The sequence below is a fragment of the Streptomyces sp. NBC_00162 genome (assembly GCF_024611995.1).
Classification (GTDB): domain Bacteria; phylum Actinomycetota; class Actinomycetes; order Streptomycetales; family Streptomycetaceae; genus Streptomyces.
Genome location: NZ_CP102509.1, coordinates 5,295,976 through 5,312,293 on the forward strand (window position 1 = coordinate 5,295,976; position 16,318 = coordinate 5,312,293).

General features: G+C 73.5%; 14 protein-coding genes. 10 read left to right on the plus strand and 4 right to left on the minus strand.

The genetic code is table 11. The annotated features are described in order from the left end of the window. Positions 1-28: 28 nt before the first annotated feature. Positions 29-1,027 (plus strand): DNA-3-methyladenine glycosylase family protein, encoded by a 999-nt coding sequence (locus tag JIW86_RS24650; RefSeq protein WP_257556069.1) that lies wholly within the window; start codon positions 29-31, stop codon positions 1,025-1,027. Between the two features lie 24 nt (positions 1,028-1,051). On the opposite strand, the gene JIW86_RS24655 is transcribed toward JIW86_RS24650, so the two are convergent. Genes JIW86_RS24655 through JIW86_RS24665 form a run of 3 tightly spaced genes read right to left on the minus strand, consistent with a single transcriptional unit; the run spans position 1,052 to position 3,867 of the window. Further along, positions 1,052-2,365: a coenzyme F420-0:L-glutamate ligase gene (locus JIW86_RS24655; protein ID WP_257556070.1), complete on the minus strand. Its 1,314-nt coding sequence runs from the start codon at positions 2,363-2,365 to the stop codon at positions 1,052-1,054. 5 nt (positions 2,366-2,370) lie between these two features. Then, positions 2,371-3,330 (minus strand): 2-phospho-L-lactate transferase, encoded by a 960-nt coding sequence (cofD, locus tag JIW86_RS24660; protein ID WP_257556071.1) that lies wholly within the window; start codon positions 3,328-3,330, stop codon positions 2,371-2,373. Between the two features lie 27 nt (positions 3,331-3,357). Beyond that, on the minus strand, positions 3,358-3,867 hold the full coding sequence (locus JIW86_RS24665) for a cysteine dioxygenase (RefSeq protein WP_257556072.1): 510 nt from the start codon (positions 3,865-3,867) through the stop codon (positions 3,358-3,360). 629 nt (positions 3,868-4,496) lie between these two features. On the opposite strand from JIW86_RS24665, the gene JIW86_RS24670 reads away from it, so the two are divergent. The 3 genes from JIW86_RS24670 (at position 4,497) to JIW86_RS24680 (ending at position 10,114) form a co-directional block, all read left to right on the plus strand. After that, the gene (locus JIW86_RS24670; protein WP_003983763.1) at positions 4,497-4,760 is read left to right on the plus strand and encodes a WhiB family transcriptional regulator; all 264 of its coding nucleotides are present in this window, start codon (positions 4,497-4,499) and stop codon (positions 4,758-4,760) included. Positions 4,761-5,054: 294 nt separating this feature from the next. Next, positions 5,055-8,627 carry a glycosyltransferase family 2 protein gene (locus JIW86_RS24675; protein WP_257556085.1) on the plus strand — a complete coding sequence of 1,191 codons (3,573 nt, stop codon included), beginning with the start codon at positions 5,055-5,057 and terminating at the stop codon, positions 8,625-8,627. After that, positions 8,624-10,114, plus strand: a complete 1,491-nt coding sequence (locus JIW86_RS24680) for a DUF5719 family protein (RefSeq protein ID WP_257556086.1) — start codon at positions 8,624-8,626, stop codon at positions 10,112-10,114. Before JIW86_RS24675 ends, JIW86_RS24680 begins: the two co-directional genes overlap by 4 nt. A 34-nt stretch (positions 10,115-10,148) precedes the next feature. On the opposite strand, the gene JIW86_RS24685 is transcribed toward JIW86_RS24680, so the two are convergent. Continuing rightward, on the minus strand, positions 10,149-10,628 hold the full coding sequence (locus JIW86_RS24685; RefSeq protein WP_406366958.1) for a metallopeptidase family protein: 480 nt from the start codon (positions 10,626-10,628) through the stop codon (positions 10,149-10,151). A gap of 90 nt (positions 10,629-10,718) precedes the next feature. Here JIW86_RS24685 and JIW86_RS24690 point away from each other — a divergent pair, with 90 nt between their 5' ends. The 6 genes from JIW86_RS24690 (at position 10,719) to JIW86_RS24715 (ending at position 16,305) form a co-directional block, all read left to right on the plus strand. Further along, on the plus strand, positions 10,719-11,093 hold the full coding sequence (locus JIW86_RS24690) for a DUF3499 domain-containing protein (RefSeq protein WP_257556087.1): 375 nt from the start codon (positions 10,719-10,721) through the stop codon (positions 11,091-11,093). Between the two features lie 78 nt (positions 11,094-11,171). After that, complete coding sequence (locus tag JIW86_RS24695) at positions 11,172-12,542, plus strand: phosphomannomutase/phosphoglucomutase (RefSeq protein ID WP_257556088.1); 1,371 nt, start codon at positions 11,172-11,174, stop codon at positions 12,540-12,542. 218 nt (positions 12,543-12,760) lie between these two features. Then, on the plus strand, positions 12,761-12,946 hold the full coding sequence (locus JIW86_RS24700) for a Trm112 family protein (RefSeq protein WP_215149771.1): 186 nt from the start codon (positions 12,761-12,763) through the stop codon (positions 12,944-12,946). Positions 12,947-12,978: 32 nt separating this feature from the next. Continuing rightward, positions 12,979-14,112, plus strand: coding sequence for an SIS domain-containing protein (locus JIW86_RS24705; protein ID WP_257556089.1), 1,134 nt, complete (start codon positions 12,979-12,981; stop codon positions 14,110-14,112). Between the two features lie 39 nt (positions 14,113-14,151). Next, on the plus strand, positions 14,152-15,309 hold the full coding sequence (manA, locus tag JIW86_RS24710; protein ID WP_215149769.1) for a mannose-6-phosphate isomerase, class I: 1,158 nt from the start codon (positions 14,152-14,154) through the stop codon (positions 15,307-15,309). Between the two features lie 72 nt (positions 15,310-15,381). After that, entirely contained in the window at positions 15,382-16,305 is a 924-nt protein-coding gene (locus tag JIW86_RS24715; protein ID WP_215149768.1) for a cation diffusion facilitator family transporter, read from the plus strand. Positions 16,306-16,318: the final 13 nt, after the last annotated feature.

A 16,318-nucleotide genomic window follows, 5' to 3' on the forward strand; every position in this document is an offset into this window, starting at 1 on the left:
CAACGGTCCGCAGGGCTACGCTCGAGGCATGGCCGGCCGCTTCGATCCACTCACCCGCACCAACGTGCGCGGCGGCCGCACCGCCGTGCCCGGCGGGCAGGGGCACGCGGCCGGGGCCGGGGCCAAGGCCCGGCGCTGGGCCCCCGACGGCCCCGTCGACCTCGGGCTCACCCTCGGCCCGCTCAGACGCGGCCCCGCCGACCCCACCTTCCGCACCACCCCCGACGGCTCGCTCTGGCGCACCAGCCAGACCCCGCAGGGCCCCGCGACCCTCCGGGTCTCCCGCACCGGCACCGAGATCACCGCCGAGGCCTGGGGCCCCGGCGCCGACTGGTTCCTCGAACAGCTGCCCGCCCTCCTCGGCGCCGGCGACGACCCCGCCGCCTTCGTCCCCCGCCACCGCCTCGTGCACGCCAGCCACCGCCGCCGCCCGGGCCTGCGCCTCACCCGCACCGGGCTGGTCCTGGAGTCCCTGATCCCGGTCATCCTGGAACAGAAGGTCACCAGCGACGAGGCGTACCGCGCCTGGCGCCGCCTCGTACGCCAGTACGGCGAGCCCGCGCCCGGCCCGCACGGCCTCGGCCTCTGCGTCATGCCCGCCGCCCGCACTTGGGCCCTGATCCCGTCCTGGGACTGGCACAAGGCCGGCGTCGACGCCAAGCGCTCCGCCACCATCGTCCGGGCCGCCCGCGTGGCGAACCGCCTGGAGGAGGCCGCCGCCATGGAGCCCGCGCCGGCGGCCGCCCGGCTGGAGGCCGTCCCCGGCATCGGCCCCTGGACCTCCGCCGAAACCCTCCAGCGCAGCAACGGCGACCCCGACGCCGTGACCACCGGCGACCTCCACCTCCCCGGCATCATCGGCTACGCCCTCGCCGGGGACCGCGACGCCGACGACGCCGCCATGCTGGAGCTCCTGGCCCCGTACGCCGGGCAGCGTCACCGCGCCGCCCGCCTGATCCTCCTCGCGGGCCACACCCCGCCCCGCCGCGCACCGCGCATGCCGCGCAGCGACATCGGCCGGCTCTGACCGCCTGACGGCCGGACCGCCCGGCTACCGGACCCGGATGAAGTCCGTCGCGGACCGCGCGGGCCGCTCCCGGGGCGGCTCCGCCGCGTGCCCCACGGCCACCGTCCCCATCGGATCCCAGTCCTCGGGCAGCCCCAGCACCTCGCGCACCACCTCCCGGCAGAACATCGTCGAGGACACCCACGCCGAGCCCAGCCGCTCCCCGGCCAGCGCGACCAGGAAGTTCTGCACCCCCGCGCCCATCGCGACCACGAACATCTCCCGCTCCGCCGTGTCCCGCCGAGCGTGCCCGTAGTCGTGCGCGCCGTCCGTCACCAGACAGGGCACCACCAGGTACGGGGCGGCCCGCAGCACGTCCCCCCGCCGTACCCGCTTCGCGATGGACTCCTCGGACTTGCCGTCCGCCCGCAGGTCCGCGACCCAGGCGTCCCGCATCGCGTCCAGCAGCTCCAGCCGGGCCGCGGCCGACTCCAGCAGCACGAACCGCCACGGCGTCGTGTGGTGCGGAGCCGGGGCCGTCACGGCCGCCGCCACGGCCCGCCGCACCGCTCCGCCGTCCACCGGCTCGGCCGTGAAGGCCCGTACGGTACGGCGCTGCGTCACGGCTTCCCGTACCGCCTCCGAGGTGCCCAGCCGGAACATGTCGTCCGCCGGGGTGCGCACCAGGTCCCGCGCCGACGAGCCCTCGCCGAGGACGTGCGCCAGACCGCGTACGACGGCCACCGGAAGCCCGGCCGCCTTGCCCTTGACCAGGTCGCCCGCCGCCGCCAGCTCGTCGGCGGTCGCCACCACCGTCGCGCTCAGCGGATTGCCGTGCGCGTCCGTGCCCCCGCGCAGGTCGTCCAGGACCCGTACCCCGGACGAGCCGATCGCCACGTCGGTGAGCCCGGTGCGCCACGGCCGCCCGAAGGTGTCCGTCACGACCACGCCCACGTCCACGGAGAGGATGTCGCGCACCCCCGCGCGGATCGCGGCGGCCGAGGCGTCGGGGTCCTCGGGCAGCAGCAGGACCGTGCCGGGCACGGTGTTGGAGGCGTCCACCCCGGCGGCCGCCATCACCAGCCCCTGCCGGTTCTCGACGATCCGCAGGGAACCGCGGCGCGCGACCACCCGTACGGTCTCCGCGTCTATGGCCGCCTCGCGCGAGTCCGCCTCTACGATGCGGCCCTCGGCCTTGGAGACGATCTTCGAGGTGACCAGCAGGACGTCCCCGTCCCGCAGGTCGGGCGCGGCCACCGTGATCAGCTTCGCCAGGTCGTCACCCGGCCTGACCTCGGGGATCCCGTCGACGGCCCGCACCTCGTACGAAGGACTGTGCTCGCGAGAAGCGTGCGTCACGGCGGTCACCGGGAGGCCTCGGCCAGTTCCAGCGCGGCCCGGGCCATCTCGGCGGTGGCGGCGAGGTCGGTCATCATCAGCGGCACCGCGCGGCAGGTGATCCCCGCGGCCTCGACCTCGGCGACGGCGTCCGCGTCGGCGGTGTCCACCAGCCAGCCGTCGAGCAGCTCGGTCCCGTAGTGCAGGGCGACGGCGGCGGCCGTGGACTCGACGCCCACCGCGGCCAGCACCTTGTCGGCCATCCCGCGCACGGGCGCGCCCCCGACGATGGGGGAGAGGCCCACGACCGGCGCCTGGGCGGCGGCCACGGCGTCCCGGATGCCGGGCACGGCGAGGATCGTCCCGACCGACACCACCGGGTTGGACGGCGGGAAGACGATCACGTCGGCGGCGGCGATGGCCTCCAGCACCCCGGGCGCGGGCTTGGCCTGCTCGGCCCCGACGGGGACGATCGCCTCCGCGTCCACCGCGGCGCGCAGCCGGACCCAGTACTCCTGGAAGTGGATGACCTTGCGCTCTCCGGTGCCCGCCTCGGTGATCGCGACGTGGGTCTCGACCCGGTCGTCGGACATGGGCAGCAGCCGTACGCCGGGCTGCCAGCGGTCGCAGAGGGCCTCGGTGACGGCGCTCAGCGGGTAGCCCGCGCCGAGCATCTGCGTACGGACGATGTGGGTGGCGAAGTCGCGGTCGCCGAGGCCGAACCAGGTCGGTCCGACCCCGTACGCGGCGAGCTCCTCCTTGACGGTGAAGGACTCGTCGGTGCGGCCCCAGCCCTGGTCCTCGTTGATGCCACCGCCGAGGGTGTACATCACCGTGTCCAGATCGGGGCACACCTTGAGCCCGAACAGGTGAATGTCGTCACCGGTGTTGCCGATGACCGTGATGTCCGCGTCGGGCACTGCCGACTTGAGTCCGCGGAGGAACCGGGCGCCGCCTATACCGCCGGCCAGAACAACAATGCGCATGCACCGAAGTCTGTCAGGCCGGCCGGGTCACACGGGTACGGACTCCGGCGTGGCCGGGGAGCAGCTGTGGATCGGCATTTCGGTCAGGCCGGGGAAGTAGACGTGGAGGCTGACCGCGCCGTCGAGGGTGTCGTTGACGACCTCGTGGGCGTAGCCGGGGGCGAAGACCCGCTGGGAGCCGGCGCCGAGGGTGAGCCGCCCGCGCGGGTTGCGCTCGGTGAGCTCGCCTTCGAGGACGGTCAGGACGCCGGAGGAGGGGCCGTGGTCGTGCAGGCCGCTGCCCTGGCCGGGGACCCAGCTGAGCAGCCAGACCTCGTAACCGGGGCCGGTGCGCAGCCGGTGGTACCAGCGGGTGGTGGCGTCGTACCGGACGAGGTGCTCCCAGGAGGCGCGGTCCTCGGCGATGGAGCGGGCGAGCCCGACGAACTCGGCGACGGTGGCCGGGTGCTCGCGGGCGGGCTGGAGGAGGTGCTGGACGGCGAGGATGTCGCCGGCGATCTGGAGGTCGCTCTCGACAGTGATCGGGGTGCTGTTCATCGTGGGGAGTCCTCGACGGATGTCAGTGGTGCTGGCGGTTGCTGTGGGGCGGGCTGGAGCTCAAGGGAGCCGAAGCTCCGAAGGCATCAACAGCTGCAACAGCAACAGCGAACCTGGGCAGCGCACAGGAACCCACGAATGGGGGTCCGGGTGATGGCTGCGGTCACTGACATGCGAACAAGGAGAACGGGTCGGAGGTCGGACTGTCAACCCAATGTCTGGTTTGGGGCAAAAGTTTCACCTCATCCGGTTACTGTGCGCGGAGAAAGGTTTGTGCACTCCGCGCCAGGGGATGTGCCGCTGTGCCGAGCCCAAACCTGAACCTGCCATCTCGTGACCGGACTGTGATCTCCGCCGCTTCTTTGGCTGAATCGCAACCCCGCCACAGGGTGACGCGTGAATCCCAGGTGAAGGAGTGCATCACAAGATCGCCTGTGGCATGTGTCACGATTTTTGGCGATATGAACACTTTCTGCATAGGCTTGGTTCCGCAGAGTGAATAAGGGGCCCAATAGCAGATCTCGGCTTGACTGCGCCGGAGCCGCGCACTTGTAATTTCACTCGTGTCGTTACGTAGCGATCAGTAACGGCATGACCACGGGGACGCACAGACAGAGCGAGGGGCGCACATGACCGAGCTGTTTCAGGAACTGCTGGTCGAGGAGGCGGACGAGGAGCTCGGATGGCAGGAGCGCGCTCTGTGCGCCCAGACCGACCCCGAGTCCTTCTTTCCCGAGAAGGGCGGCTCCACCCGCGAGGCCAAGAAGGTCTGCCTCGCCTGCGAAGTCCGCTCCGAATGCCTTGAGTACGCCCTTGCCAACGACGAGCGATTCGGCATCTGGGGCGGTCTGTCCGAGCGCGAGCGCCGCCGGCTGAAAAAGGCAGCGGTCTGATAGGCCCCGGGCGCTTCCCGCCGGGCGTCTGCCGCACATCGCACGACATATCGAACCGCACGGCCGACCGGGCAGAAAACACGGCGGACAACAGGGCAAACAACACCGCGAAGAGCACGGCAAAGAGCACGGCAAACGGTCCGCCTCCTGCACCTTCCCCGCAGGAGGCGGACCGCTGCTTTGCCAGCCGTTAGGGTGGGGCGCTGTCCAGCAGCCTCCGAGGGCACACCACCCCCGGACCCTCCCCCCGGACTCCTTCCGGAGGGACCCCCAGGCCGGAGGGCCAGTAGCGCGATGTCCCTGCACAGCCAGTCGGCGGCCTCCCACCAGGCCCCCGCCACACCCGAGTTCCCCCGGCACGTCGTCACCGCGGTCCTCGTCGCCCACGACGGCGACCGCTGGCTGCCCCGGACCCTCGCCGGCCTCCTCGGCCAGGAACGTCCCGCGCAGAACCACATGGCCGCCGACACCGGCAGCGCCGACGAGTCCGCGCGACTGCTCACCCAGGCCTTCGGCGACGACCGCGTCCTGCACCTCGCCCGCCGCACGGGATTCGGCACCGCCGTCGACGAAGCCGTCCGCACCGCCGGCACCATGACCCCCGAGGACCTCCCGTACCTCAAGCGCCCCAGCGGCTGGGACCCCGTCAGCCGCACCTGGCGCGACGACGCGTACGACCTCCCCGAGCTCCCCCACGGCGAGCCCGTCCAGTGGCTCTGGCTCCTCCACGACGACAGCGCACCCGAACCCGACGCCCTCGCCGAACTGCTCCGCGTCGCCGACGAGAACCCCGACGCCGCCGTCATCGGCCCCAAGCTCCGCGGCTGGTACGACAAGAAGCAGCTCCTCGAAGCCGGCGTCACCATCGCCCGCAGCGGCCGCCGCTGGACCGGACTCGACCGCCGCGAACAGGACCAGGGCCAGCACGACCAGGTCCGCCCCGTCCTCTCCGTCTCCACCGCCGGCATGCTGGTCCGCCGCGACGTCTACGACGCCCTCGGCGGCTTCGACAAGCGGCTGCCCCTGATGCGCGACGACGTCGACCTCTGCTGGCGCGCCCAGAGCGCGGGCCACACCGTCCTCGTCGCCCCCGACGCCGTCATGCGCCACGCCGAGGCCGCCGCCCGCGAACGCCGCACCGTCGACTGCGCCGGCCGCACCACCGCCAGCCCGCACCGCGTCGACAAGGCCGGCGCCGTCTACACGATGCTCGCCAACAGCTCCGGCCGCGCCCTGCCGTACGTCCTGCTGCGCGTCCTGCTCGGCACCGTGCTGCGCACCCTCGCCTACCTCGTCGGCAAGGCCCCCGGCCAGGCCGTCGACGAGGTCACCGGCCTCCTCGCCACCCTGCTCCGCCCGGGCCGCGTCCTCGTCGCCCGCAGGGCCCGCCGCCGCCCCGCCGTCCCCGCGGCCGAGCTGCGCCCGCTTTTCCCGCCGCCCGGCGCCTCCCTGCGGGCCAACGCCGAACAGCTCGCCGGATACTTCGGCGACGCCCGCGACAGCGACTCCGTCCCCGCCGGCCGGCACGGCGGCGGCAGCATCCTCACCGCACCCGGCGAGGACGGCGACTACCCGGCGGCCGAGGAGCGCTTCGCGCGCCTCAAGCGGATCGCCCGCAACCCCGCCCCCGTCCTCTTCGGCCTCCTCCTGCTCGTCTCCCTCGCCGCCTGCCGCGCCCTGATCGGCGGCGGCTCCCTGATGGGCGGCGCGCTGCTCCCCGCCCCCGACAGCGGCCCCGGCCTCTGGCGCGCCTACACCGACGGCTGGCAGGCCGTCTCCACGGGCTCCACCGCCGACGCGCCGCCCTACCTGGCCGTCCTCGGCGCCTTCTCCACCCTCCTCTTCGGCTCCACCCACGCCGCCCTGACCCTGCTGCTCGTCGGCTCCGTCCCGCTCGCCGGACTCACCGCCTACTTCGCCTCCCGGCCGCTCGTCGAGTCCCGGCTGCTGCGCGCCTGGGCCGCCATCGCCTACGCCTTCCTGCCCGCCGTCACCGGGGCCCTCGCCGGAGGCCGCCTCGGCACCGCCGTCCTCGCCGTCCTGCTGCCGCTGATCGCCCGCTCCGCCGTCGCCGCCTTCGGCTTCGGCGACGGCGACCGCAGCAGCTGGCGCGCCGTGTGGACGTACACCCTGCTGCTGACCGCGGCCACCGCCTTCACCCCCGTCGTCTGGCCGCTCGCCGCCGTCCTCGGGGCCGCCGCGCTCGTCTTCCACCGGGCGCAGTGGAAGACGTACGGACCGAGGCTGCTCGCCACCCTCGCCGTCCCGCTCCTCGTGCTCGCCCCCTGGTCGCTGGGCCTGCTCACGCACCCCGGCCGCTTCCTGCACGAGGCCGGACTGCCCTTCGGAACCGGTTCCGCCTCCGCCCTGGACCTGCTCGGCATCAGCCCCGGCGGCCCCGGCGCCGCCGGCGGCCTGCTGCTCCTCGGCATCGTCCTCGCCGCGCTCGGCGCCCTGCTCCGCGCCGAGCGGCAGTTCGCGGTCCGCACCGCCTGGGCCACCGCCCTCGCCGCGCTGCTCCTCGCCGTCCTGCTCAACCGCAGCGCGTGGGCCGGACCCGCCACCCTCGTCTACGGGCTCGCCCTGCTGACGGCCGCCGCGGTCGGCGCGGACGGCGCCAAGGAGCGGGTCGCCGCAAGCAGCTTCGGCTGGCGCCAGCCGCTGGCCGCGCTCATCGCGCTGGCCGCCGCGGCCGGACCGCTGCTCGCCGCGGCCGCCTGGCTCCTCGCCGGCGCCGACGGCCCGCTCCAGCGCCGCGACCCGGTGCAGGTGCCCGCCTTCGTCGCCGACGCGGGCGGGGACGACAACCAGACCCGCACCCTGATCCTCGACCTGGACCCGCCCGCCACCGTCTCCTACAGCCTCGTCCGCGGCTCCGGCGGCCGCCTCGGCGACGCCGAGGTAGCCGCCCGCACCGGCGGCGACCCGCGCCTCGACAAGGTCGTCTCCAACCTGGTCGCCGGCTCCGGCGCGGACCAGTCCAGCCAGCTCAGCGCCTACGCCATCCGCTTCGTCATGTTCCGCCCCGGCGGCCCCGAGGAGATCCGGCGCGTCCTCGACGCCACCCCCGGCCTCAGCCGCCGCCACCAGCAGGACGGCACGGCGCTGTGGGGCGTCGAACCCTGGCTGCCGCGCGCCGTCATCGTCTCCGGCAAGCAGGGCGAGGCCCCGATCCCGGTCGCCGCGGGCCCCGTCGAGGCCCACGGCAAGATCCCGGCCGGTGAGGCGGGCCGCGTGCTGCGCCTGGCCGACCGCGCCGACTCCGGCTGGCAGGCCACCCTCGACGGCAAGCCGCTCAAGCCGAAGACCCTCGACGGCTGGGCGCAGGGCTTCGAACTGCCCGCCGCCGCAGGCCGCCTCGACCTCGTCCACGAGGGCTCCCTCCTGCGGACCGGCTGGCACTGGGCCCAGGGGCTCCTCGCCCTGGTGCTGCTGGTGATGGCCCTGCCCGGCCGCCGAGAGCGGCTCGACGACGACCTCCCCGAGGAGGAGGCCGCGATCCCGGCCCAGTCCGGCCCGGGCGAGCCCGGCGAGGGCCGCCGCGCCCGCCGGCTGCGCGCGGAGGCCGAGCCCGTCGCCGCCCCCGCTCCGGTGGAGGCCGAGGTGGCCGCCGATCCGTACGCGGACATCCCGGCGCAGCCGGTGTACGGGGAGGAGACGTACGCCTACCAGGCCTACCCGGACCAGGGCGGCTACACCTACGAGCAGCAGCAGCAGCAGCCGTACGCGCAGCCCGCGGAGTACGAGCAGTACCCGTACCCGCAGCAGCAGGCACAGCAGCAGTACCCCTACCCGTACGAGCAGTACGACCCCAACGACGGCCACGCGCAGTACGACCCGCGTCCGGACGGGAGCCCCCAGCAGTGAAGCAGCGCGCACCCCTCACGCTGGCGGCCGTGACCGCGGCGCTGGCCGCCCTCACCGGCATCGCCGCCCTCACCGCCCCCGCCGCCGGGGGCACGGCTCCCGACGGCAAGGCCGCGGCCGCCGCCCGGATGCCGGTGGAGCGGTCCCTGCTGGTCTGCCCGGCGCCCAGTTCCTCGGACATCGCGGACACCACGTACACGGCGTTCACCCCCGGCGCGGCCGGATCCGCCGAGGGCAAGGGCTCGGCCCGGCTGCTCGGCGCCACCAAGGACGCCAAGCCGGTGCTGGAGCCCAAGGAGGTGGGCAAGCCCTTCGGGGCCACCGCCTCCGGCGCCGACGCGCCCGCGCTGACGGGCAGCGCCGACGGGGTCCTCGCCCCCGGCTGGACCGCGCAGATGACCACCAAGGTCTCCGTCGGCCGGGCCCGGGGCGTCCTCGGCGCCTCCTGCACCGCGCCCGGCACCGACTTCTGGTTCCCCGCCGTGAGCACCGCCAAGGGACGCGAGGACTACGTCCACCTCACCAACCCCGACGACGCCGCGGCCGTCGTCGACATCAAGCTGTTCGGCCCCGACGGGCTGGCCAAGCCCGACGCGGGCACCAGCGAGAACATCCGGATCGACCCCAAGTCCAGCAAGTCGGTCCTGCTCTCCTCCCTGGTCCCGGGCAGCCAGCTCGCGGACGCCACCGCCCACGTGACGACCCGGGCGGGCCGGGTCGGCGCCTCGGTCCAGGTCGCCGAGGAGGGCGTGGGCGCCGACTGGCTGCCTGCCGCCGCGGACCCGGCGGGCTCGCTGGTCCTGCCGGGCATCCCGGCCGATGCGGTCTCCGTCCGGCTGGTGGCCTTCGTACCCGGCGACGAGGACGCGGACCTGAAGGTCCGGCTGGCCGCTCCGGGCGGCGCCATCACCCCGGCGGGCAACGAACAGCTGCACGTCAAGGCCGGTATGACCGCGAGCGTCGACCTCAAGGACGTGACCCGCGGCGAGCCCGGCTCGCTGCTGCTGACCCCGGCGGACCCCAAGAAGGCCGCCCCGGTCGTCGCGGCGGTACGAGTGGTGCGCGGCAGCGGCGCCAAGCAGGAGCTGGGCTTCGTCCAGGCCACGGCGCCGGTGGGCACGCGGGCGACCGTCGCCGACAACCGGCCCGAGGAGAACGCGACCGTCCTGTCGCTGACGGCGGCGGGCGACAAGGACGCGAAGGTCAAGGTGACGGCCTCACCGGGTACCGGCGGCGGCGAGGCGGCCTCCCAGGAGGTGACCGTCAAGGCGGGCACCACACAGGTGGTGGCCGCGGCCCCGGCGGGCGGCAAGGGCTCCTACGCCCTCACCGTCGAGACCCTCTCGGGCGGCCCGGTCCACGCGGCCCGCACGCTGAACCTCCCGCACGAGGGCATCTCGATGTTCACCGTCCAGACCCTGTCCGACGACCACTCCACGGTCTCGGTCCCCAGGGCCGCCGAGGACCTCTCGGTCCTCACCCGCTGACCCGCGGACGGCGCTGCGGCCAGGTGCCAGGTACCTACTCCTGGCCGTAGCGCGGGTCCACCGTCTCCGGCGAGAGGCCCAGCAGCTCCGCCACCTGCTCCACCACGATCTCGTGGACCAGCAGCGCCTTCTCGTCCCGCGTCTTGGTACGGATCTCCACCGGCCGGCGGAAGACCACGACCCGGGCCGGCCGGCCCTCGCGAGGCTCCGAGACCCCGCCCAGCGGAACCGCCTCGTCGTTCCAGCCGGCGTCCGCTCCGCCCGGCGGGCCCGGCACGTCACCGACCAGGAACTCCACCTCGGCCAGCTGCGGCCAGCGCCGCTCCAGCCGCTCCACGGAGTCCCGTACGAGGTCCCCGAACAGCTCCGACCGGCTCGCCGACAGCGGTACTTGAGGCGGCGCCACCGGCCCGCGCATCCCGCGCCCGTGCCGGTCCCGCCGGCGCGGGCGCGGCTCGGCGGGAGCCCCGACGGGGGGCTGGGCAGGACGGGGAGGCAGCGGGCTGTCGGTCACCCCCGCAGGGTAGCTCTCGGCACGACACGGGGGAGTGAGCGGCGGGAGAGTCGTCGCGGCCCGGTCAAGAGTGCGGTACCGTCCAACGTCGTGAGCCTTGTACGTCGTTGTTCGCGCACCGCGTGCGGCCGCCCTGCCGTCGCGACACTGACGTACGTCTACGCCGATTCGACCGCAGTTCTCGGCCCGCTCGCCACTTACGCCGAGCCCCACTGTTACGACCTGTGCGCCGAGCACTCCGAGCGCCTGACCGCCCCGCGCGGCTGGGACGTCGTCCGCCTGTCCGACGGCTCCGGGCCGTCGCGCCCCAGCGGCGACGACCTCGAAGCCCTCGCCAACGCCGTCCGTGAAGCGGCCCGCCCGCCCGGGCGCGCGGCGGAGGCCGGGGGATCCGTCCCGGGAGGCCGGGTCACCGGCGAGACCCGTCGCGGACACCTGCGCGTTCTGAGATCGCCCGATTCCTGACGCTCCGATCGCCTGAAGAGCGGGTCCTCGTTCAAGGTAGGTTGGCCGGACCGCACAGAACCTTCAGGAGGGCACGCAGTGGCCGCAGATCTTTCGAACATCGTCAAGGCGTATGACGTGCGTGGTGTCGTGCCGGACGAGTGGGACGAGTCGTTGGCGGAGCTGTTCGGTGCCGCGTTCGTCGAGGTGGCGGGTGCTTCGGCGATCGTGATCGGTCATGACATGCGGCCGTCGTCGCCGGGTCTGTCGGCTGCTTTCGCGCGTGGTGCGGCTGCCCGGGGTGTGGACGTGACGCTGATCGGTCTGTGCTCGACGGACCAGCTGTACTACGCGTCGGGGTCGATGAATCTGCCGGGTGCGATGTTCACGGCCTCGCACAATCCGGCCAAGTACAACGGCATCAAGCTGTGCCGGGCGGGTGCGGCTCCGGTGGGTCAGGACACGGGTCTGTCGCAGATCCGTGAGCTGGTGGAGAAGTGGTCCGATGAGGGCGCCCCGGAGATCGCGGCCGGCACGGTCGCGGGCACGGTCACCGAGCGGGACTCGCTGGCCGGTTACGCGGCGCATCTGCGCGCTCTGGTGGACCTGACGGTGATCCGTCCGCTGAAGGTGGTCGTGGACGCGGGCAACGGCATGGGCGGCCACACCGTCCCCACCGTGTTCGAGGGCCTGCCGCTGGACCTGGTCCCGATGTACTTCGAGCTGGACGGCACGTTCCCCAACCACGAGGCGAACCCGCTGGATCCGAAGAACATCGTGGACCTGCAGGCCCGTGTGCTGGCGGAGGGCGCGGACCTGGGCATCGCGTTCGACGGGGACGCGGACCGCTGCTTCATCGTGGACGAGCGCGGCCAGGGCGTCTCCCCGTCGGCGATCACGGCGCTGGTGGCGGCGCGTGAGCTGGCCCGCAACGGCGGCACGGGCACGGTGATCCACAACCTGATCACCTCCTGGTCGGTGCCGGAGGTGGTCCGGGAGAACGGCGGCACCCCGGTCCGTACCCGGGTGGGGCATTCCTTCATCAAGGAGGAGATGGCGAAGACGGGTGCGATCTTCGGTGGTGAGCACTCGGCGCACTACTACTTCAAGGATTTCTGGAACGCGGACACCGGGATGCTGGCCGCGCTGCACGTGCTGGCGGCCCTGGGCGGCCAGGACGGTCCGCTGTCGGCTCTGGTGGCTTCCTATGACCGTTACGCGGGCTCGGGGGAGATCAATTCGACGGTCGCGGACCAGGCGGGCCGGCTGGCGGCGGTCAAGGCCGTCTACGGCGGCCGTGAGGACGTCACGGTGGACGAGCTGGACGGCCTGACCGCCACCGGTGCGGACTGGTGGTTCAACGTCCGTGCCTCCAACACCGAACCGCTGCTGCGGTTGAACGTGGAGGCCCGCGACGAGGCCACCCTGGCCAAGGTCCGCGACGAAATCCTCGCGCTGATCCGCGCCTGATGCCTCCCCGGCGGGGCCGGGTTCTGCCGCTGCGCGGCACTCCGGCCCCGCCAGGCGCCGGCGAGAGCCCGGCTCAGCCCGGTACCCGGCGGAGCCGGGTTCCCCTGGGGCGGAGCGCCGGCAACGGCGCCGCACACGAACCCCGTCAGGCCGCACCGCAGGTGACTCGGCGGTACGCTGACCACGGCCCACCCGCATCCCCGAAGGGAACCCGCCCCATGCCGCTCGAAGCCGGTCTTCTGGAGATCCTCGCCTGCCCCGCCTGCCACTCGCCCCTCCAGGACAAGTCGGCAGACGAGACGGCTCCCGAGCTGATCTGCACCGGCCAGGACTGCGGCCTCGCCTACCCGGTCCGTGACGGAATCCCGGTCCTCCTCGTGGACGAGGCCCGCCGCCCCGCCTGATCCCACACGCGCCGACACCGCCGGAGGCCGCCATGCTCGACGAGTCGCTCCTCGACGCACCGGACGATCTCGCCCGCGCCGACCGGCGGGGCCTGCTCCGCGGCGCCGCCGAGGCCGGGGCCAGGGTCCGCACCGCGGCCCGGCACGCGGTCGAAGCAGGCCTGGGTGACCTGAGCCCCGACGGCCGCCCACGCGCCGTCCTGATCGCCGGTGCCGGCACCGCCGCCACCGGCGTCGCCGACCTGCTCGGCGCCCTCGCCGGAGCCTCCGCGCCCGTCATCCGGCTGGACCCCACCGGTGTCGCGCACGCCTCCGGCGCCCTGCGCTGGGTCCTGCCCGGCTGGGCCGGCTCCGTCGACCTGCTGCTCATCGCCACCACCGACGGCGCCGAGCCCGGCCTCGCCCTCCTCGCCGAGCAGGCCTACCGGCGCGGATGCACCGTCGTCGCCGTCGCGCCCGAGCGTTCACCGCTGAGCGAGGCCGTGGACGGGGCGCACGGGCTCCTCGTACCGATGGCCAAGGCCCCGTACCAGGAGTACGACGAGTCCGCCGCGGCCGGACCCGGCGCCCTGTGGGCCCTGCTGACGCCGCTGCTGGTGCTGCTCGACAAGGTCGGCCTGATCAGCGCCGCCCCCGACACCCTCCAGCTCGTCGCCGACCGGCTCGACCGCACCGCCGAGCGCTGCGGGCCCGCCATCGCCACGTACTCCAACCCGGCCAAGACCCTCGCCGCCGAACTGGCCGACACCCTCCCGCTCATCTGGAGCGAGGGCACCGGCGCAGGCCCCGCGGGCCGCCGCTTCGCCGCCACCCTCGCCGAGCTCGCCGGCCGCCCCGCACTGGCCGCGGCCCTCCCCGAGGCGCTCCCCGCCCACGGCGTGCTGCTCGCCGGCTCCTTCGCCGCCGGGGCCGATCCCGAAGACTTCTTCCGTGACCGGGTGGAAGAGCCCCAGGCTCTGCGCGCCCGCATCGTCCTGCTGCGTGACCGGCCGGCCGGCGGCCTCACCGCCGCCCCCGCCGCACGCGAGCTCGCCCTCAGCCACGACACGGCCATCAGCGAGCTCGAACCGGAGGAGGGCGTGGAGCTGGAACAGCTCGCCGAACTCCTCGCCGTCACGGATTTCGCCACCGCCTACCTGGCGTTGGCTTCCGGGGGACACAGCTGAGGTACACGTCCGTGCCCGGCGCTATCCAGGAAGACGACGATGGACCGCCTGACGAACACGATCCGCCCCTACGCCTGGGGATCGACCACCGCCATCCCCACGCTGCTCGGTGTCGAACCCACCGGTGAGCCCCAGGCCGAGATGTGGATGGGCGCCCACCCGGGCGCACCGTCCCGCATCGACCGCGGAGCCGGTCAGAAGGCCCTCTCGGACGTCATCGCCGCCGACCCCGAGGGCGAACTGGGCGCCGCCACCGTCGCCAGGTTCGGCCCCCGACTGCCCTTCCTCCTCAAACTCCTCGCCGCCGGCGCCCCCCTATCCCTCCAGGTCCACCCCGACCTCGCCCAGGCCGAGGCGGGCTTCGCGGACGAGGAGCGGCGCGGCATCCCGATAGACGCGGGCCACCGCAACTACAAGGACCCCAACCACAAGCCCGAGATGCTCTGCGCGCTCACCCCGTTCGACGGGCTGTGCGGCTTCCGGCCCCCGGAGCAGTCCGCCGATCTGCTCGAAGGCCTCGGGGTCGGTTCCCTCAAGCCGTACGCCGACCTGCTGCGCGCCCACCCCGAGGACGCCGCGCTGCGCGAGGTGCTCACCGCCGTACTGACCGCCGACCGCGAGCAGATGGCCCGTACCGTCACCGAGGCCGCGGCCGCCGCCGAGCGCCTGGGCGGCCCGTACGCCCCGTACGCCCACCTCGTCCACGACTACCCCGGAGACCCGGGCGTCATCGCGGCCATGCTGCTCAACCACTTCCGACTCCAGCCCGGCGAGGCGGTGTTCCTCGGCGCGGGCGTCCCGCACGCCTACATCGACGGCCTCGCCGTCGAGCTGCTGGCCAACTCCGACAACGTGCTGCGCGCCGGACTCACCCCCAAACACGTGGACGTGCCGGAGCTGCTGAAGATCGTGAAGTTCGAGTCCGGCGACCCGAACGTGCAGCGTCCCGAGGGCAACGGCGAGGAGGTCTACGAGACCCCCATCGACGAGTTCCGGCTCTCCCGTTTCCTCCTCGCGCCCGGCGCCGCCTCCCGCGTGCTCCCGGAGGCCACCCCGCAGATCCTGCTCTGCACGGCCGGTTCACCCCGGGTGGGCGAACTGTCCCTGGCTCCCGGCGAGTCGGTCTTCGTACCGGCGGGCGAAAAGGCCGAACTGTCCGGAAGTGGCACCGTGTTCCGCGCCACCGTGGTGGTCTGACGTAGCGTCCGCGGTGGCAGCTGCAACAATGTGCGGCCGGTAGTCAGTGGCTAGGAAGGACACCCTGCACCCATGAGCGCGTCGGGCGGTACCAAGGCGATCGTGGCGGCACTCGCCGCCAACCTCGCCATCGCTGTAGCCAAATTCGTGGCGTACGTCTTCAGCGGATCCTCGTCGATGCTCGCGGAAAGCGTCCACTCGCTGGCCGACTCCGGGAACCAGGCGCTGCTGCTCCTCGGCGGAAAGAAGGCCCAGCGCGAGGCGACGCCGCAGCACCCCTTCGGGTACGGGCGCGAGCGCTACATCTACGCGTTCCTCGTCTCCATCGTGCTCTTCACCGTCGGTGGCATGTTCGCCATCTACGAGGGCATCGAGAAGATCAACCACCCGCACGCGATCGAGGCCTGGTACTGGCCGGTCGGCGTCCTCGTCTTCGCGATCATCGCGGAGTCCTTCTCCTTCCGCACCGCGATCAAGGAGTCGAACGAGATCCGGGGCAAGCAGACCTGGACCCAGTTCGTCAGGCGGGCCAAGGCCCCCGAGCTGCCCGTCGTCCTCCTGGAGGACCTCGGCGCACTGGTCGGCCTGGTCCTGGCCCTCGCGGGCGTCGGCATCGCCCTCGCCACCGGCAACGGCGTCTGGGACGGCATCGGCACCCTGTGCATCGGCGTCCTGCTGATCATCATCGCGATCGTCCTGGCCGCGGAGACCAAGTCCCTGCTGCTCGGCGAGGCCGCGGGCACCGAAGAGGTCGAGAAGATCGCGGCCGCGCTCGTCGACGGGGACGTCGTCACCGGCGTGATCCACATGCGCACCCTGCACCTCGGCCCCGAGGAGCTGCTGGTCGCCGCCAAGATCGCCGTCGAGGGCAACGACACCGCGACGCAGGTGGCGGACGCGATCAACGCCGCCGAGGCCCGCATCCGCGAGGCCGTCCCGATCGCCCGGGTCATCTACCTCGAGCCGGACATCTACCGCCCGGACGCCGCCAAGTAACCCACGCATGTAC